Source organism: Pseudomonas sp. GW821-FHT02H06 (assembly GCF_059421525.1).
Genome location: NZ_JBWKVD010000011.1, coordinates 70,591 through 92,686 on the forward strand (window position 1 = coordinate 70,591; position 22,096 = coordinate 92,686).

At 63.5% G+C, this 22,096-nt stretch carries 16 protein-coding genes; 9 read left to right on the forward strand and 7 right to left on the reverse strand.

The annotated features are described in order from the left end of the window. Positions 1-15 precede the first annotated feature (15 nt). From AC07VF_RS18145 to AC07VF_RS18160, 4 genes are read left to right on the forward strand one after another with little or no spacing between them, the layout of a single operon-like run. Positions 16-1,314, forward strand: a complete 1,299-nt coding sequence (locus tag AC07VF_RS18145) for an MFS transporter (protein ID WP_495007758.1) — start codon at positions 16-18, stop codon at positions 1,312-1,314. 18 nt (positions 1,315-1,332) lie between these two features. Next, positions 1,333-2,181, forward strand: a complete 849-nt coding sequence (locus AC07VF_RS18150; RefSeq protein WP_495007757.1) for a transketolase — start codon at positions 1,333-1,335, stop codon at positions 2,179-2,181. After that, positions 2,178-3,185, forward strand: coding sequence for a transketolase family protein (locus AC07VF_RS18155; RefSeq protein WP_423572981.1), 1,008 nt, complete (start codon positions 2,178-2,180; stop codon positions 3,183-3,185). Before AC07VF_RS18150 ends, AC07VF_RS18155 begins: the two co-directional genes overlap by 4 nt. 52 nt (positions 3,186-3,237) lie before the next feature. Beyond that, positions 3,238-4,182: an alpha/beta hydrolase gene (locus tag AC07VF_RS18160; protein WP_495007756.1), complete on the forward strand. Its 945-nt coding sequence runs from the start codon at positions 3,238-3,240 to the stop codon at positions 4,180-4,182. Between the two features lie 10 nt (positions 4,183-4,192). Here AC07VF_RS18160 and AC07VF_RS18165 read toward each other — a convergent pair whose 3' ends face one another. Beyond that, positions 4,193-7,078, reverse strand: a complete 2,886-nt coding sequence (locus tag AC07VF_RS18165; protein ID WP_495007755.1) for a sensor domain-containing phosphodiesterase — start codon at positions 7,076-7,078, stop codon at positions 4,193-4,195. Between the two features lie 309 nt (positions 7,079-7,387). On the opposite strand from AC07VF_RS18165, the gene AC07VF_RS18170 reads away from it, so the two are divergent. The 4 genes from AC07VF_RS18170 (at position 7,388) to AC07VF_RS18185 (ending at position 12,744) form a co-directional block, all read left to right on the forward strand. Beyond that, the gene (locus AC07VF_RS18170; protein ID WP_074884816.1) at positions 7,388-8,452 is read left to right on the forward strand and encodes an NAD(P)-dependent alcohol dehydrogenase; all 1,065 of its coding nucleotides are present in this window, start codon (positions 7,388-7,390) and stop codon (positions 8,450-8,452) included. A 391-nt stretch (positions 8,453-8,843) separates the two neighbouring features. Next, the gene (locus AC07VF_RS18175) at positions 8,844-9,515 is read left to right on the forward strand and encodes a (2Fe-2S)-binding protein (protein ID WP_495007754.1); all 672 of its coding nucleotides are present in this window, start codon (positions 8,844-8,846) and stop codon (positions 9,513-9,515) included. Next, positions 9,515-10,498 carry an FAD binding domain-containing protein gene (locus AC07VF_RS18180; RefSeq protein ID WP_495007753.1) on the forward strand — a complete coding sequence of 328 codons (984 nt, stop codon included), beginning with the start codon at positions 9,515-9,517 and terminating at the stop codon, positions 10,496-10,498. Before AC07VF_RS18175 ends, AC07VF_RS18180 begins: the two co-directional genes overlap by 1 nt. A 14-nt stretch (positions 10,499-10,512) precedes the next feature. Beyond that, the gene (locus tag AC07VF_RS18185) at positions 10,513-12,744 is read left to right on the forward strand and encodes a xanthine dehydrogenase family protein molybdopterin-binding subunit (RefSeq protein WP_495007752.1); all 2,232 of its coding nucleotides are present in this window, start codon (positions 10,513-10,515) and stop codon (positions 12,742-12,744) included. A gap of 145 nt (positions 12,745-12,889) precedes the next feature. On the opposite strand, the gene xylB is transcribed toward AC07VF_RS18185, so the two are convergent. From xylB to AC07VF_RS18210, 5 genes are all read right to left on the reverse strand, one after another. Continuing rightward, complete coding sequence (xylB, locus tag AC07VF_RS18190; protein WP_495007751.1) at positions 12,890-14,374, reverse strand: xylulokinase; 1,485 nt, start codon at positions 14,372-14,374, stop codon at positions 12,890-12,892. Between the two features lie 27 nt (positions 14,375-14,401). Continuing rightward, positions 14,402-15,400, reverse strand: coding sequence for a LacI family DNA-binding transcriptional regulator (locus AC07VF_RS18195; RefSeq protein WP_495007750.1), 999 nt, complete (start codon positions 15,398-15,400; stop codon positions 14,402-14,404). Between the two features lie 26 nt (positions 15,401-15,426). Further along, a complete protein-coding gene (locus AC07VF_RS18200; RefSeq protein WP_495007749.1) occupies positions 15,427-16,368 on the reverse strand; it encodes an ABC transporter substrate-binding protein in 942 nt (313 codons plus the stop codon). A gap of 64 nt (positions 16,369-16,432) precedes the next feature. Further along, positions 16,433-17,425: an ABC transporter permease subunit gene (locus AC07VF_RS18205; RefSeq protein WP_346626346.1), complete on the reverse strand. Its 993-nt coding sequence runs from the start codon at positions 17,423-17,425 to the stop codon at positions 16,433-16,435. A 266-nt stretch (positions 17,426-17,691) separates the two neighbouring features. Then, positions 17,692-19,221 (reverse strand): sugar ABC transporter ATP-binding protein, encoded by a 1,530-nt coding sequence (locus tag AC07VF_RS18210; RefSeq protein ID WP_495007748.1) that lies wholly within the window; start codon positions 19,219-19,221, stop codon positions 17,692-17,694. 704 nt (positions 19,222-19,925) lie between these two features. Between AC07VF_RS18210 and AC07VF_RS18215 the strand changes: the two genes are divergently transcribed. Further along, the gene (locus tag AC07VF_RS18215) at positions 19,926-20,795 is read left to right on the forward strand and encodes an isocitrate lyase/PEP mutase family protein (protein ID WP_065986037.1); all 870 of its coding nucleotides are present in this window, start codon (positions 19,926-19,928) and stop codon (positions 20,793-20,795) included. Between the two features lie 43 nt (positions 20,796-20,838). Here the strand turns inward: AC07VF_RS18215 and AC07VF_RS18220 are convergent, their stop codons facing one another. Beyond that, positions 20,839-22,029 (reverse strand): MFS transporter, encoded by a 1,191-nt coding sequence (locus AC07VF_RS18220; RefSeq protein ID WP_495007747.1) that lies wholly within the window; start codon positions 22,027-22,029, stop codon positions 20,839-20,841. Positions 22,030-22,096 lie beyond the last annotated feature (67 nt).

A 22,096-nucleotide genomic window follows, 5' to 3' on the forward strand; every position in this document is an offset into this window, starting at 1 on the left:
AGAGATCAGACCATCATGACTACCCTCTCCCTGGATGCGGTCGTTTCCGTCCGCACTAGCGCCTACCGCAAAACCGCCTGGCGGCTGATGCCATTCCTGATGCTGTGCTATCTGTGCGCCTACCTGGACCGGGTCAACGTCGGCTTCGCCAAGCTGCAGATGATGAACGACCTGGCCCTGAGCGAAGCGGTGTACGGCCTCGGCGCCGGCATGTTCTTCCTCGGCTACTTTCTCTGCGAAGTGCCGAGCAACCTGATCCTGCACCGGGTCGGCGCCCGCCGCTGGATTGCCCGCATCATGATTTCCTGGGGCATCATCTCCGCCCTCTTCGCCTTCGTTGAAACCGCCTGGCAGTTCTACGGCCTGCGCTTTCTGCTGGGCATCGCCGAAGCCGGCCTGGCGCCGGGTCTGCTGTTGTACCTGACCTACTGGTTTCCGTCCTATCGCCGCGCACGAATGACCGTGCTGTGGTTCATCGCCATCCCGCTGTCGGGAATGATCGGCGGGCCGCTGTCCGGGCTGATCATGACCCGTTTCGCCGGCGTGCACGGCTGGGCCGGCTGGCAATGGATGTTTGTGATCGAGGCCATTCCCACCCTCATCGTCGGGCTGCTGGTACTGAGCTATCTCAAGGACGGCGTGCACCAGGCCACCTGGCTCAACGACGAGGAAAAGGAGCTGGTCAACAAGGAGCTGGCCGAGGACAACAGCCAGAAAGTCACCCACGCGTCAGTCGGGGAATTCATTCGCGATCGGCGCCTGTGGATGCTGGCGTGCATCTATTTCTGCGTGGTCATGGGTCAGTACGCGATCACCTTCTGGCTGCCGACGCTGATCCGCAACGCCGGCGTCGCCGACCCGCTGCACATCGGCCTGCTCACCAGCTTGCCGTACATGTGCGCCATCGCGGCCATGCTGTTGATGGGCCGCAGCGGCGACAAGCACCGCGAGCGACGCTGGCATCTGGTGGCCCCGATGATCGCCGGCGCCATCGGCCTGTCGCTGGCGGCGTTGCTGGGCGGCAATCTGCTGCTGTCGGTGCTCAGCCTGTGCCTCGCCGCCTCCGGGGTGCTTTCGGCGTCGTCACTGTTCTGGATGCTGCCGACCACGCTGCTGGGCGGCGTTTCCGCCGCCGCAGGAATCGCCGGGATCAACAGCTTCGCCAACCTCGCCGGCTTCTGCTCGCCGTACCTGATCGGCTGGATCACCACCTCCACCGGCTCAAGCGCCATCGGCATGTACCTGATTACCGGCGTGTTGTGCATCGGCGCCCTGCTGGTGTTGCGCATCCCCGCCGCGTCCGTCAATCGCTAACAAAGAGAAGCCACTCACATGAACATCAGTCCATCACATCAACCGGTGCTGTCGCTGGCCCAGCGCGCCTTCAATATCAGACGCCACGCCCTGCGCATGGGCCAGGTTCAGGGCCAGGGTTATGTCGGGCAGGCATTGGGCGCGGCCGATCTGCTCGCCGTGTCTTACTTCCACGCCTTGCGCTACCAGCCCCGGGACCCGGAATGGGAAGGCCGCGACCGCTTTTACCTGTCCATCGGTCACTACGCCATCGCGCTGTATGCCGCGTTGATCGAGGCCGAGATCATCCCCGTGGACGAGCTGGAAACCTACGGCGCCGACGATAGCCGCCTGCCCATGTCGGGAATGGCGGCGTACACGCCGGGCATGGAAATCACCGGAGGCTCGCTGGGCCACGGACTGGGCATCGCCGTCGGCGCGTGTCTGGGGCTCAAGCGCAAGCAGGCCGCCTCCTTCGTCTACAACCTGCTTTCCGACGGCGAACTGAACGAAGGCTCGACCTGGGAAGCGGCGATGTCCGCATCGCACTGGAAGCTGGACAACCTCATCGCGATCATCGACGTCAACAATCAGCAAGCCGACGGCCATTCCAGCGAGGTGCTGGCGTTCGAACCTATCGTTGACCGCTGGCAGGCCTTCGGCTGGTTCACCCAGCGCGTGGACGGCAATGACATCGAGGCATTGGTCACCGCCTTCGATGCCGCACGCAACCATGTCGGCGCGCAACCGCGGGTAATCATCTGCGACACCAAAATGGGCAAAGGCGTGGAGTTTCTGGAGACGCGCGAGAAAACCCACTTCATTCGCGTCGATGAAGACGAATGGGACCTGGCACTGGAAAACCTGCAAATCGGGAGAACGGCATGAGCGCACTGACCCACAACGAGCCCGGCAAGAAACGCCTGACCACGTCGGCGATGATTGCCTCGATCGCCTCCGAAGGCCAGGCCACGCGCCCGGCACCCTTCGGCCACGCATTGGCCGCCCTCGCCGAGCAACGCGCAGACATCGTCGGGCTCTCCGCCGACCTGTCGAAATACACCGATCTGCACATTTTCGCCAAGGCCCACCCGGAGCGCTTCTACCAGATGGGCATGGCCGAGCAGTTGCTGATGAGTGCTGCAGCCGGCATGGCCCGCGAAGGCTTCGTGCCCTTCGCCACCACGTACGCGGTATTCGCGTCGAGGCGGGCCTACGACTTCATCTGCATGGCCATCGCCGAAGAAAACCTCAACGTCAAAATCGTCTGCGGATTGCCCGGCCTCACCACTGGGTACGGCCCGAGCCATCAGGCAACCGACGATCTGGCAATCTTCAGGGCCATGCCCAATCTGATGATCGTCGACCCCTGCGACGCGCTGGAAATCGAACAAGCGGTGCCAGCCATCGCAGCGCATCAGGGCCCGGTGTACATGCGCCTGTTGCGCGGCAACGTGCCGCTGGTGCTCGACGAATACGGCTACACCTTCGAGATCGGCAAGGCCAAGACCCTGCGCACCGGCAACGATGTGCTGATCATCTCCACGGGGCTGATGACCATGCGCGCGCTGGAAGCGGCGAAGGCGTTGCAGGCCGATGGCATCGACGTAGCAGTGCTGCACGTGCCGACCATCAAGCCGCTGGACGAGCAGACCCTTCTCGCCGAAGCGCGAAAACCCGGGCGGTTGGTGGTGACGGCGGAAAACCATTCGATCATCGGCGGGCTGGGTGAAGCGGTGGCGACGGTGCTGTTGCGTAACGGAGTCACCCCGACGTTCCGGCAGATCGCCCTGCCCGACGCCTTCCTCGACGCCGGCGCCCTGCCGACGCTGCATGACCGCTATGGAATTTCCACCCCGGCGGTGTGCTCGCGTATCAAGGCGTGGCTGTAAGCGCAGAACAACGGGGGCTTTCCGGTCCCCCGTCTTCGCTCAGGAGGTTTGTGTGGACCCCGATCAGTTGCTGGATCCCGAGTACCGTTTCTTCCGCGACGAGGTGTCCAGCGAATGGAGCCGGGACAACCTCGCCGCCATTCGCACACGCATCCACGCTGCGTTCAAACCCGCGGACCTAGCTCGCGGCGAACAGCACTGGGTCCGTGAACCTGCAAACGGCAACGACCTGCGGCTGTGCCTTTACCGCCCTGACCACAGCGCCGACGCCCATGACCTCCCTGCGATTCTGTACGTGCACGGCGGGGGATTCGTGTTGGGGTGCCCGGAAATGGCCGACGACTACCTGGCGGATCTGGCCAGTGAGTCAGGCGCGCTGATCGTCGCCGTCGATTACCGGCTCGCCCCCGAGCATCCCTTTCCTGCCCCGCTGGAAGACTGCTATCGCAGCCTCCAGTGGCTGCTCCACCAGCAGGCTGCGCTGGGCGTGAATCCCGAACGCATCGTGATCATGGGCCACAGCGCGGGCGGCGGACTGGCGGCGGCGCTGACCCTGCTCGCCCGTGACCGTAGTGATATTTCCATCGCCGGCTCGGTGCTCATGTATCCGATGCTCGACCACCGCACTGGCAGCCCTGGGGCTCCCGTGCAAAACCCTGGCGCGGGCAGGTTCAGCTGGTCCCGGGAGGCCAATCAATTCTGCTGGCAGTGCTACCGGGGCGAGTACCTCTGCGACGATGACCGCGCGCTGCTGTTTTCCCCCTCGCTGGCTGATGACCTGAGTCACCTGCCGCCGAGCTTTATCGCCGTCGGTGCGCTGGACCTGTTCCTGGATGAGGACATGGCGTGGGCCGGCAAGCTCTCTCGCAGCGGAGTTCCAGTCGAGCTGCACGTTTACCCCGGCGTGCCACACATGTTCGACTTCCACCCCGGCGCCCTGACGGAGCAGTGCAAAAGGGATGTCGTGAGCGCACTGAGGAAAATGCTGAGACGTTAATTCGCGCCGTTTACCGCAACGCGCTCAAATCCAGCCTGTCCTGTGGCACCGGCATCGAGAAGTAGTAACCCTGAGCCTGACCTGCGCCCATGTCCCGCAGAAGGTCCAGGGTTGCGGCGTCTTCCACGCCCTCCGCCACCACCGTCAGCCCCAGGGATTCGGCCATGCGTACGATGGCGCGAACGATGGCCCGGCTGCGAGAGCTGGTGGTCAGTTCCAGGGTGAAGGACTTGTCGATTTTCAGCCCGCTGAAGTGGTACTGGTGCACGTAACTGAGGGACGAGAACCCGGCGCCGAAGTCATCAAGCACCACCGAGACGCCGTTGTCCGCCAAGTGCTTCATGGCTTGACGCGCCAGTTCGGGCTCGGCCACCAGCGCGCCTTCGGTGAGTTCCAGGCAGATGCGCGACGGCGCCACCCCGTGCTGGCTCAGCAAACCGAGGACTTCGCTGGAAAACTCCGGGCGGGTGATGCTGTAGCTGGAGCAGTTGACGTGCACCGTCGGCCAATGGGCATGGTCGGGATGGGCAAGAATCGCCACCACCTGCTGCAGCATGTAGAGGTCCAGACGGCCGATCAGGCGCAAACCTTCCAGCGCCGGCAGAAACTGACCCGGCGCGACGATACGGCCATCGGCCTGACGCCAGCGAATAAGGGCTTCGAGGGCGAGAATCCGGCCGCTGGCCACGTCGATGATGGGCTGAAAATACGGCAGCAGTTCGTCGGTGCGCTTGAGGGCGTTGCGCAGCGCGGTCTCCTGCTCCATCTGGTCGGACACCTCGCGGCGCACTTCCTGGTTGAACACCGCGTAGCTGTCGCGCCCGGCGTTCTTGACCCGGTACATGGCCGTATCGGCGTCGCGAAGCAAATCCGCCGGCTCGCTGTGAAACTGCAGGTCGGCGCCGACCACGCCGATGCTGCAGGATGAAAACACCGCGTGGCCGTCGATGTAGAACGGAACGTCGAAGGCCAGCAGAATGCGCTCGGCAATCGCCACGGTGACGTCAGGCGGCGCGGCGTAAGCCAGCACCGCGAATTCATCGCCGCCCAGCCGGGCGAGCAAGTCGCTGTCTCGCATGCAGTGGCGCAAGCGGTCGGCGGCCTGAATCAGCAGCAGATCGCCCGAGTGATGGCCGAGGCTGTCATTGACCATCTTGAAGCGGTCGAGGTCGATGAACATCACCGCCAGTTCTTCGCCCTTCTGGGAGAATTTCTCCCACGCGTCTCTCAGGCGCTGCTGCAAATGGCTGCGGTTGGGCAGTCCGGTCAGCGCGTCGTGGGCGTTTTCGTGTTGCAGCTTGGCGTTGGCGTAGTCCAGCTCCCGGGTGCGGTCCTGAACCCGCGCTTCCAGGCGCAGGTTGGCGGTGTGAATGGCCTCGGCGGCGCTGCGCCGGGACAGTGCCGTGTCGATGTGGCGGGAGACGAAGGTCAGCAGCTCCTGATCGCGCAACGAGTAGCTGACATGGGAGGTGTAGCTCTGCACTGCCAGCACGCCCCGAACCACGTCGCCGTCGAACAGCGGAATGCCCAGCCATGAACTGGAACGGTTGACCTCGTTCTGCAGGGTGATCTCGCCGATGCTTTCCAGCCAGCGCGCCTCAGGGCCGTCGATCAGGCACGGCCGGCGCTGGCGGATGACGTATTCGGTAAAACCACGCTCGCCACGGCGCGGGTCGGGGCGTCGGGTCAGGCGTTCGTCCACGTAGTACGGGAAGGTCACCTCGCCGGTGGCGTCGTCGAACAGTGCGATATAGAAGTTCAGGGCAAACAGCAGTTCGCCGACGATGCCGTGCAGGCTTTTGAACAGGTCGGTCATGTCGCCGGGTTGGCTGGACAGCTCAGTGATCTGGAACAGCGCGCTCTGCAAGTGCTCGGCGCGTTCGCGATCGGCCACCTCGTTGCGCAGGGCGTCGTTCAGGCGGGACAGCTCAAGGGTGCGGCGGGCGACGGTCTCTTCCAGTTGCGCGCGGTGCAGAATGCGGTCCAGGGCCATGGCCACGTGGCGGGCCACCACCAGAAACAGCTCCTGATCCTCGACGCTGTAGACCCGGGCGACGTCATAGACCTGCATCGCCAGCATGCCGAACACGTCGTCGGAGGCGTTTTTCAGCGGCGCGCCCATCCAGAATTCCGGGCGATGGCCCACGCAGTGGAAGCGATCCAGCACCCGCGCCCGCTCGATGGCGGCGGCATCGACGAACAGCGCCTGCTCGGTGGTCAGCACATAACCGGTCATGGACAGCCGCTCGGGATCGAGAAACTCGTAGGTTTCCGCCTCGAGAGCGTCGAGGTCGGTGATGTCGATGTAATAGGGGTAAGTGATTTTGCCGCTGTGGCTTTCGTACAGCGCCAGGTAGAAGTTTTCCGCGTCGATCAGGGTCGAGAGCTGCTTGTGCACGCCTTGCAGAAACGCCGAACGGTCACGGGTCGAGCTGGCCAGGTAGGTGATTTCATAGAGCACCCGCTGGGTGGCCTGGGCCCGGGCCAGCGCATCGGTCTGCAGGCGCAGGCCCAGACGCCCGGCCAGTTCGGCGAAAAACGGATCGCCGGCGTGCGCGTCCGGCATCAACAGCCAGCCCAGCGCGGACTCGCCATGGCCGGTCACCCAACGCTGCAAATGGTGCTTGCGGCAGTAGCCGTCGAATTCTTCACGGGGTATCAACGTCGGCCAGTCCGTGGCGGAACTGCCCTGCCCCAACAGGTGCATTTGCTGGCCGGCACGGTAAGCGGCCCAGCTCAACTCCGGTGCAGCCTCGCGTGCGGCGCGCAGTAGGGCGTCCAGCGAACTCTCCTCGGTCAATCCCCCCACGGCCGACAGGCCGTTATCGCCGGGTGCGGAGATCCGCTCGTCGGCAATCGGCGTGTACCCGGAGAGGGTGGAAAGTGGGGAATTCATAGGCGCTCCATTGCCAGCGTCGGACTGAGCTATCTTCATGGGGTGTGACAGAAGGTTGCAAGCGGCTTATTCGGATTTGCGGTCTATTCGCGACGAAAAAACCGTATTCCACGACATTTATTGAAATCACACGCTGCACAGCCCTATAGCGGCCTCCAAACGGAAAGATTTAACCCGGCACTCTATTCAGACAGCTCGTCAAACAGCCCGGCAGTGACGGTTTCATGTTTCGGCATTGACCTTTGCGCGCCCTCGCCTGTCACTGATTGCTGTTACCCGTCTTTTTGCCCCACTGGAGATGATCACCCCATGATCAAGACTTACAGCTACGCCGCGCAAAAACCCACTGACAAGCTGGCTCCGTTGCAGATCGAACGCCGCGAGCCGGGCGCCGATGACGTGCAGATCGACATCCTGTTCTGCGGCGTCTGCCACTCGGACCTGCACACCGCGCGCAACGAGTGGAACAACACGCTGTATCCATCGGTGCCGGGCCACGAGATCGTCGGCAAGGTCACTGCGGTCGGCGCCAATGTCACCCACTTCAAGGTCGGCGATCTCGCTGGCGTCGGCTGCATGGTCGACAGCTGCCAGCACTGCGCGTCCTGCGCGGAAGGCGAAGAGCAATACTGCGAAAACGGCTTCACCGGCACTTACAACGGCCCCGTGTTTGGCGGCGAGAACACCTTCGGTGGCTACTCCGACAAGATCGTCGTGAAAGAGAAGTTCGTCCTGAAGATTTCCCACAGCGACAACCTGGCCGCCGTCGCGCCGTTGCTCTGCGCCGGGATCACCACTTACTCGCCGCTGCACCACTGGAAAGTTGGCCCGGGCAAGAAGGTCGGCGTTGTCGGGCTCGGCGGTCTCGGTCACATGGCGGTGAAGATCGCCCACGCCATGGGCGCCCACGTGGTGCTGTTCACCACCTCGCCGAACAAGCGCGAAGACGGCCTGCGCCTGGGCGCCGATGAAGTCATCGTGTCGAAAAACGCCGATGAAATGGCGACCCAGACCAATCAGCTCGACTTCATCCTCAACACCGTGGCGGCACCGCACAACCTTGACCCGTTCCTGAACCTGCTCAAGCGCGACGGCACCATGACCCTGGTCGGCGCGCCGGATCAGCCGCACCCGTCGCCAGGCGTGTTCAACCTGATCTTCAAGCGCCGCAGCATTGCCGGCTCGCTGATCGGCGGCATTCAGGAAACCCAGGAGATGCTGGATTTCTGTGCCAGGCACGGCATCGTCTCCGACATCGAGATGATCCACATGAAGGACATCAACGAGGCCTACGAGCGCATGATCAAGGGTGACGTGAAATACCGTTTCGTCATCGACATGGCGACCCTGAAAGAAGAAGCGTCGGCCGCCTGATGCCTGGGGTACCCGGGTGCGGTTTCGCCGCCCCGGGCACTCGTAACATGCTGTGATTTTTCCACTCGAGAAATATTCCGCAACCATCCCCCGGTGCTTCGGTCACAACCCTTGAGCCATGGCCAGCACCGCCTGCTTTCCTGATCCCGACAAGGCGCCAGCCCTCGCTGCTGACACAAGCGCCACGAATTAGAGAGCACGACTCACAAGTGCATGCACGGATTCAACCGAATGCAGTGCCTGCGCATTGGTTATCGTTGAAGACTGCCGTCTTTTGAAGACTGCCATTGGCCCCAGCCATACCGGATACCGTTCCACCTGCCGTCCCTGCCCGTGCGTCCGCCCACCGTCGGCCGCCAGGTCTGACCCAACGCTGACGAGGAACCCGCTCATGACCGATCAGCCTGATCGCCCCAACAAAGAAGAACTGTCTTGTGACCTCAAGGCCTTTACCGTCCCGTCCCGCCGCAACTTCCTGAAGTCCATCGGCGTGTCCAGCCTCGCTGCCGCGACGGCGCCGATCTGGACCCAGGCGCTGGCAGCCCAGGCCGCCGTCGCTGATGACATTGATCCGCCCGCGCCAGACGAGCGGCGCATGACCCTGAAGGTCAACGGCCAGGCCCACACCCTGAACCTGCCGGCCAACGCGGCGCTGCTTGATGTGCTGCGTGATCGCCTGCAACTCACTGGCACCAAGAAAGGCTGCGACCACGGCCAGTGCGGCGCTTGCACCGTTCACGTCAACGGCGTGGCGATCAATTCGTGCCTGTCCCTCGCGGCGATGCACGAAGGCGATGACATCACCACCATCGAAGGCCTGGCCCAGAACGGCAAGCTGCACCCGGTGCAGGAAGCCTTCTGGGAACACGACGCCTACCAGTGCGGCTACTGCACCTCCGGGCAGATCATGAGCGCGGCGGCGTTGTTGAAAGACAAAAACATCGGCGCCGACGACCACAGCGTGCGCGAAGCCATGAGCGGCAACATCTGCCGTTGCGGCGCCTACAAGAACATCCTCGCGGCGATCCAGTCGGCGCGCATCAACGTCCAGGAGGTGAGCTGATGAGAGCCTTTGATTACGTGCGCGCCAACAGCGTCGAACAGGCGGTGGCCACCCACGCGAAAAGCCCGACCACGTTCTTCCTCGCCGGCGGCACGACGCTGCTCGATCTGGTCAAGCTGGACATCATGCCGGCGGATCAGGTGATCGACGTCAACCACCTGTCCCTCAAGCAGATCGAGGTGCAGAAGGACGGCAGCGTGCGCATCGGCGCGCTGGTCAGCAATACCGAACTGGCGCATCACCCGCACATCGTCGAGCACTACGCCGTGCTGTCCCAGGCGTTGCTGTCCGGCGCCACCACTCAGCTGCGCAACAAGGCCACGACCGCCGGCAACGTGATGCAACGGGTGCGCTGCAACTATTTCCGCGACGGTTATTCACCGTGCAACAAGCGCGAGCCGGGCTCGGGCTGTGCGGCCATTGACGGCCACAACCGCAGTGTTCACGCGGTGCTCGGCACCAGCGACCAGTGCATCGCGACCCATCCTTCGGACATGTGCGTGGCGATGGTCGCCATTGGCGCGACCGTCGAGGTGCAAGGGCCGAAGGGCAAGCGCAGCGTGGACTTCGCTGACTTCCACCTGCTGCCCGGTGCGACGCCGTGGAAAGAACACGCCCTGCTGGACGATGAGTTGATCACCCACGTGGTGCTCGCCGCGCCGCTGGCCGGCAACAAGTCTGCTTACCTGAAGCTGCGAGATCGCGCCTCGTACCAGTTCGCCCTGGCATCCAGCGCGGTGATCGTCGTCATGGATGGCAACACTGTGCGTGACGCGCGGGTGGCGCTGGGCGGTGTCGGCACCAAACCCTGGCGCTCGCTTGAAGCCGAGCAGGCGCTCAAAGGCCAAACGTTGACGCCGCAGACCCTCGACAAAGTCGCTGCCATCGCCCTGAAGGGCGCCAAAGCCTATCGTCACAACGCCTACAAGATCGCATTGGGGCAGCAGGCCATCGTGCGCAACCTCGGCACCTTGAACGCCTGACCGGAGGATTCACCATGACTGATGCAATGATTGGCTCGGCACCCCGCCGCATTGATGGCCAGCGTAAGGTCACCGGCAGCGCGATGTACGCGTCCGACCATCACCTGAAAAATATGGCCTACGGCTACGGCGTGTTCAGCACCGTTGCCAGCGGCAAGATCACCGAATTGAAGCTGGACGACGCGCGCAAGTCCCCCGGCGTGCTGGAAATTCTGCACCACGGCAACTTCCCGCCGCTCTATCACAACTCGACGCTGCCGATGTCCTTCGCGCAGATCCTCAAGGCGGCCAAGTCCGACGAAAGCCGTCTGCCGTTCGAAGACGACACCGTGCATTACGCCGGGCAGTTCGTCGCCCTGGTGGTGGCCGATACCTTCGAACACGCGCGGGCCGCGGCCTACAAGATCAAAGTCAGCTACAGCAAGACCGACGCAGTGGCCAATCTCGAACAGGGCCTGAAAGCCGGCGCCTTGCAGGACGGCAGCCCGAACCACACCCGGGGTGATGCCGCCGCCGCGTTCGACAGCGCGGCCCACAGCATCGACGCCACCTACTCGACGCCGGTCGAAACCCACAACCCGATGGAAATGCACGCCACCGTTGCCAGTTGGGAAGACGGGCGCCTGATCGTTTACGAAGCCAGCCAAGGCGTGGTCGCTCACCGCAATTCCCTGGCGAAAATCTTCGGCCTGATCCCGGAAAAGGTTGAAGTGCGTGCGCCGTTCATTGGCTCCGGCTTCGGCAGCAAGCTGTGGATCTGGCCCCATTCAGTCGCCGCCTGCGGCGCGGCCAAGGTGCTCAATCGGCCGGTGCAACTGGTCGTGCCGCGCCAGCAGATGTTCACCACCACCGGCCACCGCCCGGAAACCCGGCAGCGCCTGCGTCTGGCGACCGACGACAAAGGCAAGCTGGTGTCGGTGCGCCACGAGTCCATCAACACGACCTCCTTTACCGACCCGTACAAGGAAAACTGCGGCACCTCGACCAAGAGCCTTTATAGCTGCGCCAATGTGCTGGTCACCCACAAGATCATCGAGGTCAATCGCGGCACGCCCACCTCCATGCGCGCGCCGGGTGCAGCACCGGGGCTGTTCGCGCTGGAATCGGCCATGGACGAGATGGCCGATAAAGTGGGCATGGACCCCCTTGAGTTCCGCAAGCTCAACGTTTCCGAGCGCGACGAAAGCCAGAACCTGCCGTGGTCGAGCAATCATCTGCAGGAATGCATCGACAAGGCCGCCGAACGCTTTGGCTGGAGCAAACGCAACCCGACGCCGGGCTCAATGAAGGACGGCACCGAGATCATCGGTTATGGCATGGCCGCCTGTAACTGGGACGCCTATCGCACCCCGGCGGAAGCGCAAGTCGTGCTGCGCGCCGACGGCACGGCCTGGGCCATTTGCGGTGTGCAGGACATCGGCACCGGCACCTACACCATCGTTGCTCAAGTGGTCAGCAGCATCACCGGCATTCCGCTGGACAAGATCGAAGTGGAGCTGGGCAATTCATCATTCCCGCCAGCGCCGGTGTCCGGCGGCTCATGGGCAACGGCGAGCGTGCTGCCGGCCATCGCCGAAGCCACCCGCCAGGCCGTCGAACAGCTGAAGGCGTTCGCGACCGCACCCAAGGGCGTGTTTGCCGGGGCCAAGGCCGAGCAAGTGAGCTTCGAGCAGGGTCAGTTGAAAAGCGGCGACAAGACCTTTGCCATTGCCGATGTGCTCAAGGCGCGGAAGCAGGGCAGCGCCTTCGGTGAAGCGAAAACCGGCATGAACGACACCAGCAAGCACTCGTTCCGCTCCTTCGGCGTGCATTTTGTCGAAGTGCGCTGGGACCCGGGCATCTCACGGCTGCGCGTCTCGCGGGTGGTCAGTGCCATCGACGTGGGCAAGGTGATCAACCAGAAAACCGCGCTCAATCAGGTTGAAGGGGCGATCGTCATGGGCGTCGGCATGGCGCTGTTTGAGGCGACCGACTTCGACGAGCGCAACGGCATGCCGGTGAACAACAACTACGCCGAATACGTGGTGCCGGTGCACGCTGACCAGCCGGAGATCGATGTGATCCTGCTGGACTACCCGGACTTCGAGCTCAACGAGTTCGGCGCTCGCGGGATTGGCGAGATCGGGATCACCGGACTGGCTGCAGCGGTGGCGAATGCTGTCTCACATGCCACGGGTAAGCGGATTCGGGACCTGCCGATCACGCTGGACAAGCTGATGGAGTTGCCGCCCACGATGAGGGTCTGAGCCGGAAATTCCAGCGGGCTGAGCGCCCTCTTCCCGGCTAAAGCCGGTCCTACTCACCGCGTGCAGTCAGTAGGACCGGCTTTAGCCGGGAAGCCTTTGATTTTGATTGATCGTTCCCACGCTCCGCGTGGGAACGATCATCTTGTCAGGCACGCAATCCCTGCGCGGCACCCAGCAAGCCTTTGAATTTCCCGTAACGCGCGCTCAATACATCCTGCACCGCCGGCATCGGCTGATACCGCGCCTTCTCCGCCATCCCCTGCCCCAACAGCTCAGCCCCCTCACCGATCGACAGCAACCCCAGTTTCGCGGCACCAATGCACGCGCTCAGTTCGCTGCCGTGCAAGGTGTAGACCTCGCGATCAAGAATGTTGGCCAGCAACTGCGCCCAGTATTCGCTGCGTGCGCCACCGCCCACCAGGGCGCAGGCGTTGACCGTGGCCCCTGCGGACAACGTAGCGTTCATCGCGTCCAGCAGCCCGAAACCGACGCCTTCAAGCACCGCGTAACCCAACATCGCCGGCGTGCTGTCGTGCCCCAGGTTCATGAATCCCCCGCGCAACAGCGGGTCGTTGTGGGGCGTGCGCTCGCCCGCCAGGTACGGGAGAAACAGCGGACTGGACACCGCCACCGGCTGATCGACCGGCCATTGCGCGTGAACCAGATCGAGCAAGGCCTGCTCACTGGGCTGACCCAACAATCGGGTGACCCAGCGCAGACAGCTCGCCCCCGCCAGCATCGCGCCCATGGTGTACCAGCGCTGCGGCAGGGCGTGGCAAAAGCTGTGCACGGCGCTGGCCGGATTGCCCGCCGGATGATCGGTGATCGCGACGATCGCCGCGCTGGTGCCGAGGGTGACAAAGGCATCGCCGGCGTTGACCGCGCCGATGCCCACCGCCGAAACCGGGTTATCACCCCCGCCTGCGGCCACGGGCAGACCCAGCGGCAAACCCAGCGCATCCGCCGCCTCGGCACTCAGCCGGGCAGACAGTTGATCGGCTTCCAGCAACCGAGGCATGTGCTCGACCGTCAGCCCGGTGGCGTGGAGCATCGGCGCGTACCACTCGCGCTTTGCCACATCCAGCCACACCGTGCCAGCGGCGTCGGACATGTCACTGACCTGCTCGCCGGTCAGCAGCAAACGCAGGTAATCCTTCGGCGACAGCACGCTGGCAATGCGCGCGAACAGCTGCGGTTCGTGCTGCTGCATCCACAACAGCTTCGGCGCAGTGAGCCCGGCCATGGCCAGGCTGCCGGTGACCTCGGCGTAATCCGGGAAATCCTCGTTCAGCCGCGACGCCTGAAGCACCGCGCGGGAGTCGTCCCAGAGAATCGCCGGATACAGCACTTGCTCCGCCGCATCCAACATAACCGCGCCGTGCATCTGTCCCGACAAACCCATGCAGCCGACCCGCGCCCATGCCTGAGGATCGTTTGTCCGCAACTGCCCGAGCGCACATAGGCAGGCCTGCCACCAATCGGCCGGGTTCTGCTCCGACCAACCCGACTGCCGGCGGCTGACTTCCACCCGGGCACCGGCCTGGGCCAGCACTTCGCCCTCGGCGCTCAGCAAAATGGCCTTCAGCTCGGACGTGCCGAGGTCGATGCCCAGGGAAACAAGCTGCTTCATTAAGGTGTCATTCCTGTCAGCGGACGCCTAAGGGCATCCGCACGAATTGCGAATGCGTAGCGTCGGCGCCAGTCGCTCCGACAGTCGTTTGCCCTCGGGTTTATCGATGCGCTGCAACAGCAACTGCACCGCCCGCGCGCCCAGGGCCTGCACCGGCTGAGCGATCACGCTCAAGCGCGGCAGGAAAAAGTCCGCCCAGTCGAAATCATCGAAACCCACCAGCGCCATCTGCTGCGGCACCTCAATGCTGGCGTCGCGCAGCGCGTGCATGGCGCCGATGGTCATCAGGTTATTCGCCGCCAGAATCGCCGTGGGCGGCGGCTTCAGGCGCAACAGCGCTGACGTGGCGACCCGTGCCGATTCGCTGTTCGACTCGCCGTCGATCAGCAACTGCGGATCCCACGGCAGATCAGCCTCGACCAGCGCCTGCCGGTAGCCCTCAATACGCTCCTCCGTCGTGCTCAGCCCGCGATGCCCGGCAATCATGCCGATGCGCCGATGACCGTGGCCGATGAGGTGGGTCACCAACTCAGCGGTGGACTGGCGATTCTCGACGCCCACCTGATCAAAACCCTCCACCGCCATCCGGTCCACCAACACGCTGGGAATGACGTTGCTGCGCAAGTACGCCAACGCTGCCTGCTGCGGATCGCTGGACGGCGCAAGCAGAATGCCGTCCACACGCCGATGGTGCAGCGCCTGCACCACCCGCAGTTCCTGGGCGGGATCGTCGTGGGTGTCGACGAACAACATCATGATGCCGTGGCGCGCGCATTCGGTTTCGATGGCGTGCACGGTCTCGCTGAAATAGTGGTTCGACAGCGCCGAAATCGCCACGCCAATGGTGTTGGTGCGCGAACGGGCCAGCGAGCGCGCCAGGGTGTTGGGGATGTAGCCCAAGTCCTGAACCGCCCGCTGCACCGCTTCCACCGTCTTGGCGCTGACCTTGCGCGTGCCGTTGAGCACGTGGGAAACGGTCGACGTCGATACCCTCGCCCGCTTCGCCACGTCTTCCATTTTGATCACTGCGCCGACTCCTTCAGCCCTGCGTCTCAGTGCTTGCTGGACCAGCCGCTGTAGGAACCGACGTTGTCGCGGGTGATCAGTTTCGGCGTGAGTTGAGTGACCGCTTCAGCCGGCTTCTTGTCGTTGAGCAAATCGTTGCCGATGACCACCGCCTGCTGCGCCATGGCCCAGGGGTCCTGGCTGGCGGAGGCCTGAATCGAGGTGTCGGACTTGAGCGCTTGCTCGATGTCCGGCGCGCCGTCGACCGACGTGATGACGATGCCGCTGCGTTTCAGCTGCTTGGCGGCCAGGTCACTGCCAATGGCCTGGGGGTCGTTGATCGCGAACAGACCGTCGATTTTCGGGAAGCGCGTCAGGTAACCCTGCATCGCGTTCAGGCCGCCTTCGCGGGAGCCTTTGGCGTCCTGATCGTCGGAAAGAATCTTGATGTCCGGCGCGGCGGCGAAGGCTGATTTGCAGCCGGTGACGCGGTCGGTCACGGCGGTGACTTGCGGGCCGTTCTCGATGATCACGTTACCCTTGCCCGACAGCTTGTCGACGATGAACTGACAGGCCAGCTTGCCCGCTTCGACGTTGTCGGTCTGCACGGTGGCGTCGACACCGGCGGCGCTGACGTCCACGGCCACGACTTTGATGCCGGCGGCCTGGGCCTTCTTGATCGCCGAAGCAATGGCCTTCGGGTCCACTGCATTGATCAGGATCAGGTCAACGCCCGACGCAATGAAGTTGTCGATCTGGGAGAACTGCTTGCTCAGGTCGTAATCGGCGGAGACGGAAGTCACTTTGACGTTAGGGTTGAGCTCCATGGCCTTCGCCTTGGCGCCGTCGGCCAGGGTGACGAAATACGGGTTGCCCAGGGAACCCAGGGTGATGCCGACGGATTTCAGCTCGCGGGCTTGAACGCTCTGTGACAGCAACGCGGCCAGGCACAGGGATATGACAGCAGGGAATTTGCGTTTGAAGTTCATGGGTTCTCTCTTGTGATTATTGTCGGAGTCTTCGTTGAAACGCGTGCAGCCAGACAGCGTTGAATCAGGTTCGCGCACCGGACTGGCGATAGCGATCCAGCGCCACCGCGCCGATGATCACGATCCCCTTGATGATGTATTGCCAGATATCGGACACGCCCAATAGCACCAGGCCGTTGGTCAGCACCGCGATGATCAGCGCGCCGATCAGGGTGCCGCCGATGGTGCCGACGCCGCCGGTGAAACTGGTGCCGCCGAGGATCACCGCCGCGATGGCGTCCAGCTCGTAGGACTGGCCCAGCTGCAGGCCGTTGGCGGCGAACAGGCGCGAGGCGCTCATCACTGCGCCGAGCCCGGCCAGCGCACCGGACACCGCGTAGACGAACAGCAACACCTTCCACACCTTGATCCCGGACAGGCGCGCCGCTTCGGGGTTGCCGCCCACCGAGTAGATCTGCACGCCCATCACCGTGCGGCGCAGGATGAACCACGAGACCACGATGACCGCCACGGCGATGATCACCAGCCACGGCACGCCGAGCACCGAATCGTTGCCGATGAAGGCGAACGGCAGGTCGGGGTTGAACACGGTTTTGTCGTCGGCCAGCAGACGCGCCAGGCCGCGCATGGCGGTGAGCGCGCCGAGGGTGACGATGAACGGCGGCAGGCGCATGAAGGCAATCAGGCCACCATTGACCAGCCCCAGCAGCAGGCCGAAACCGACGCCGGCGGCAATGCCGAGCATGCCGAACTGCGGCGACATCGAGGCTTGCAGGGCAACCACCGCGGAGGCCGCGAGAATCGCGCCTACCGAGAGGTCGATCCCCGCCGTCAGAATCACGAAGGTCATGCCGGCCGCCAACACCACGTTGACCGAGGCTTGCTGGGTGATGATCGACAGGTTCTGCCAGCTCATGAAGGTGTCGGTCATCAGCGAAAAGCCGATCAGCAACAGAATCAGCACCGGCAGCATGCCAACGGTGCGCATCAATTCGCGCGCACGTTCACGCTTGCTGATGGCGGCAACGGTGGGCGAGTTTTCCAGGGGCAGACTCATGGCCTGGTTTCCTTTTTATTGTTGTTGATTGATGACATCTGATCTACACCACCGACCAGACGCCGCGCTGTCATGCGGCAGGCACTTTTCACGTGGGAGAGACCGGGGTGGCGATCCACCTTGCTCGCGAAGACGGTCTTTCGACCGCTGGATATCCGGCGGATGCACCGGCCCCTTCGCGAGCAAGCTCACTCCCACAGTTCGTTCATCCGCAGGAAAATTTGCAACGTAGCCATGTTTTTTTTGTACGCGCTTTCGGTGTCGGTCTAGACATGAGCCACCTGCGCACTGCCTGTTGCCAGATCAATGATCCGCTCCTGGGAAATCTCTTCCCCCGACGCCCCGCCGACTTCAGCCACCAGCTCGCCTTCACGCATGATCAGCACGCGGTCGCAGGTGCCGATGATTTCCGGCAGCTCGCTGGAGATCACCACGATGCCGACGCCGGCCTTGGCCAGTTCGTTGATGATTCGGTAGATCTCTGACTTGGAGCCGATGTCCACGCCGCGCGTTGGCTCGTCAAGAATCAGCACGTGGGGTTTGACCTCCAGCAGCCGCGCCAGCAGCACCTTCTGCTGATTGCCGCCGGACAGCGCGCCGACATTGACCTTGCCCGAGGCCACGCGGATCGACAGTGAACGAATCGCTTCGATTGCCCGCTTAGCCCCACGTCCCCGATCAAGCACGCCACCGGCATGGGCGTCGGGTACGCAGGCGCAGACATTGATGTTGTCGCGCACGCTCATGTCCAGAAACAGGCCCTGGGCCTTGCGATCTTCGGTCAGGTAAACCACCCCTGCACGGATGGCGTCGGTGGGGTTGCGCAGATCGGTGATCGCCTTGCCGGCCACTTCAAGGGTGCCGGAGATGCGCGAGTCAGCGGCAAAAATCAAACGCGCCAGTTCCGTGCGCCCCGCCCCGACGAGCCCGGCGATGCCCAGCACTTCGCCGGCGTGCAGATCAAAACTGCACGGCTTGACGCGCTTGCCGTCGGCCATGTCGCGCACGCGCATGACGACCGCGCCGCGGTCGTAGGCGGCGTGTTCTTTCTTGTAGAAACCGGACAGGTCGCGGCCGACCATCATCTTCACCAGCGCCTCGGCCGATAGCGCGTCGCGCTCCAGCATGCCGACGTACTCGCCGTCGCGCAGCACCGACACCCGGTCGGACAACTCGTAGATTTCGGCCATGCGATGGCTGATGTAAATGATCGCCAGGCCCTGGTCACGCAGCTGTTTGATCAGCGCGAACAGGCGGTCGGTCTCTCGGGAAGACAGCGGCGTGGTCGGCTCGTCCATCACCAGGATTTTCGCGTTGGCGTGCAGGGCCCGGGCAATCTCGACCAGTTGCCGCTCGGCAATCGACAGCACGCTGACCTTGGTGGACGGTTTGAAATCGGCACCCAGGCGCACCAGCACGTCAACGCAGCCGGCTTCCATCGCCTTGCGATCGATGCTCCAGCCACGGCGCAGTTCGCGGCCCAGATAAATGTTTTCGGCGACGCTGAGGTTCGGGCACAGGCTCAGTTCCTGATAGATCACCGCGATGCCGCGCGCTTTGGCGGACAACGGGTCAAACGCGCTCAGGGCCTGGCCGTCGATGCGGATCTCGCCACCGGCATCGGCCTGATAGGCGCCGGACAAAATCTTCATCAGCGTCGACTTGCCCGCGCCGTTCTCGCCCATCAGGGCATGAACCTCACCGGCGTAGACCTTGAGAGCGACATTTTTCAGCACGCGCAAGCCGTTGAAGGTCTTGGAAATGGCGGTCATTTCCAGCACGGGTTGAGGGGACATAGCGAGGACGGCGCTCATGGCCGGGCGGCCGATGAGGCAGATGTGACGAGCGCGGACAGCACAGGCGGCAATCGAACAGACGAGCTGATCATGTGGATCTCCGAGGTTTCTTGTTTTTATGCCTGGGCCACCTCTTTGCGGGTGGCACTCGGGTGTTGCTGTGAAATATTTCGGAACAGCTGAATCCTAGAACAGCTGAATCGATTCACGCAAGCGCTTGCTTCGGTATTTTCAGTTCGGGGATTGCGGCTCAAGGTCTGGCCCCTTCCCGGCTGAAGCCGGTCCTACCCAGCGCGGCAGAGTCAGCCCCGCCCTTGATCGTCCCCGCGCTCCGCGTGGGGATGCAGCCTGTGACGCTCCGCGTCACCTCCCGCTCTCGAATGCGCGTCTTCTGCTGGACGCGGAGCGTCCGGGGCGGCATTACCACGCAGAGCGTGGAAACGATCGGCATCACCTGGTGGCAGAAAGACTGCTTCCGTAGGACCGGCTTCAGCCGGGAAGAGGCCGGGGTGTTCACCCTCAATTCTTCGGTGTAATGCAAATGCCTTCCCGGCTGAAGCTGGTCCTCCCAGGCGCTGCGGCGGTCGGGGCCGCGCTGCCACCTGCGCAAATCTATGCACGTCGCTCGTCGAGGTGAGACGTTTCAGCCTGAATTTGCGGTAGCATTGCTGGCATTTAGATGACGGCCAGAATCAGGAAGCCTTATGTCCAGAATTTCCCACTCCGCTTTGCGTCGCAAATTCCGTGAGCAGCTGGCTTCGCAGCACTGCGTCGAGACGGCTTCAGTGTTCGATCCCATGTCGGCGCGCATCGCGGCGGATTTGGGTTTTGAGGTCGGTATTCTGGGCGGCTCGGTGGCGTCGCTGCAGGTGCTGGCAGCCCCTGATTTCGCGTTGATCACCTTGAGCGAGTTCGTCGAGCAGGCCACCCGCATCGGCCGCGTCGCGCAACTGCCTTTTATTGCCGACGCCGACCATGGCTACGGCAACGCCCTGAACGTGATGCGCACCGTGGAAGAACTGGAGCGCGCCGGTGTGGCGGCGCTGACCATCGAAGACACCTTGCTGCCGGCGCAATTCGGGCGCAAATCCACGGACCTGGTCTCCATCGAAGAAGGCATCGGCAAGGTCAAGGCCGCCCTTGAAGCCCGCGTCGATCCGGAACTGACGATCGTCGCCCGGACCAACGCTGGCGTGCTGCCGGTCCAGGACATCATCGAACGTACCCTCGCCTACGAAAAGGCCGGCGCCGACGGCATCTGCATCGTTGGCATCAAGGACTTCGAGCACCTGGAGCAGATTTCGGAAAAGCTCACCGTCCCGCTGATGCTGGTGACCTACGGCAACCCCGAGCTCAATGACCGCCAGCGCCTCGCCGATCTGGGCGTGCGAGTGGTGGTCGCCGGGCACGCGGCGTACTTCGCCGCGATCAAGGCCACCTACGACAGCCTCCGCGCCCAGCGCCAGGTCACCCACAGCACCTCGAATCACAGCGCCACCGAACTGACCCACACCTACACCTTCCCGGAAAATTACGTGGCCTGGGCCAAGGATTTCATGGACGTGAAAGAGTGAGGCTGCGGCGTGGCGCATGATTGCGTCACACCGCCTGCACGCTTCATGCAGTTACCGCTGCGGTCCGCGACACCTTCCACGCCAACAGCGCGGCGACGAGCAAAAACACGCCGCTCGTGATAAACGTCGCGCTGTAGCCCATCCCGTCATACAGCAAGCCACCCGCCGTTGCGCCCAGCGTGATCGCCAGCTGGATCACCGCGACCATCAGCCCTCCTCCCGCCTCGGCGTCTTTGGGCAGCGTGCGGGTCAGCCAGGTGAACCATCCCACCGGCGCACAGGTCGAGATCAGACCCCAGGCCCCGAGCATCACAGCGGTCATGGCAAACGACTGACCGCAGGTCAGCAGCGCGATGGCAATGCCGGCCATCAGCACCGGAATGGCGATCAGTACCCGGTACAGACTTTTTGCCAATACGGCGCCAATCATCAGCGTCCCGGCCAGCCCTGAGACGCCGATGATCAGCAGCAGGATCGACAGCTTCGGCACATCGACCCTGGTCACCGATTCCAGAAACGGACGCAGGTAGGTGAACAGCGCAAACTGACCCATGAACAGGAAGGCTACCGCCGCCATCCCGTAGACCACCTTCGCGCGGCCCAGCAATCGAAACACGTCCATCGCCGATCCGGACGAGCGCTCACTGGGCATGCGCGGCAGCGTGAAGGCCTGCCAGCACAGCGCCAATGCAGCCAGCGGGACCACGCAGAAAAACGCGCCGCGCCAACCAATCAGCCCGCCCAGAAAACTGCCCAGAGGCGCCGCAACGGCGGTGGCCAGCGCCGTACCGCTCTGCACCATGGCGATGGCCCTGGGCACCATCGACTCGGGGGCAATGCGCATCATCACCGCCGTGCTCATCGACCATGAACCGCCGATCGCAACACCCAGCACCGCCCGACCGAACATCAGCACCGGGTAATTCGGCGCGAAGGCAACCATTGCCCCCGAAACGATCAGTAAGGCAGTCAGGGTCAGCAGCACCGGCTTGCGATCAAGCCCACGGGTCAGCGCAGAGAGAAACAGGCTGGTGACCACCGCAAAAAAACCCGAGATTGAGATCGCCTGACCTGCCTGGCCTTCGGTCAGGCTCAAGTCTGCAGCAATGGGCGTCAGCAGACTGACCGGTAAAAACTCGGACGCGACCAGCGCGAACGCGCACAGCGACATCGCCAGCACGGCGCCCCACACACGGTGGGTTGTTTCGGTCATCGATACAGAGGGGGTGCCCATGAACATGCTCCAGCTCATTCAGCCCCGTCGTGCAGCGGGGCCAGTGATCAACAAATGGCGCGCAAAC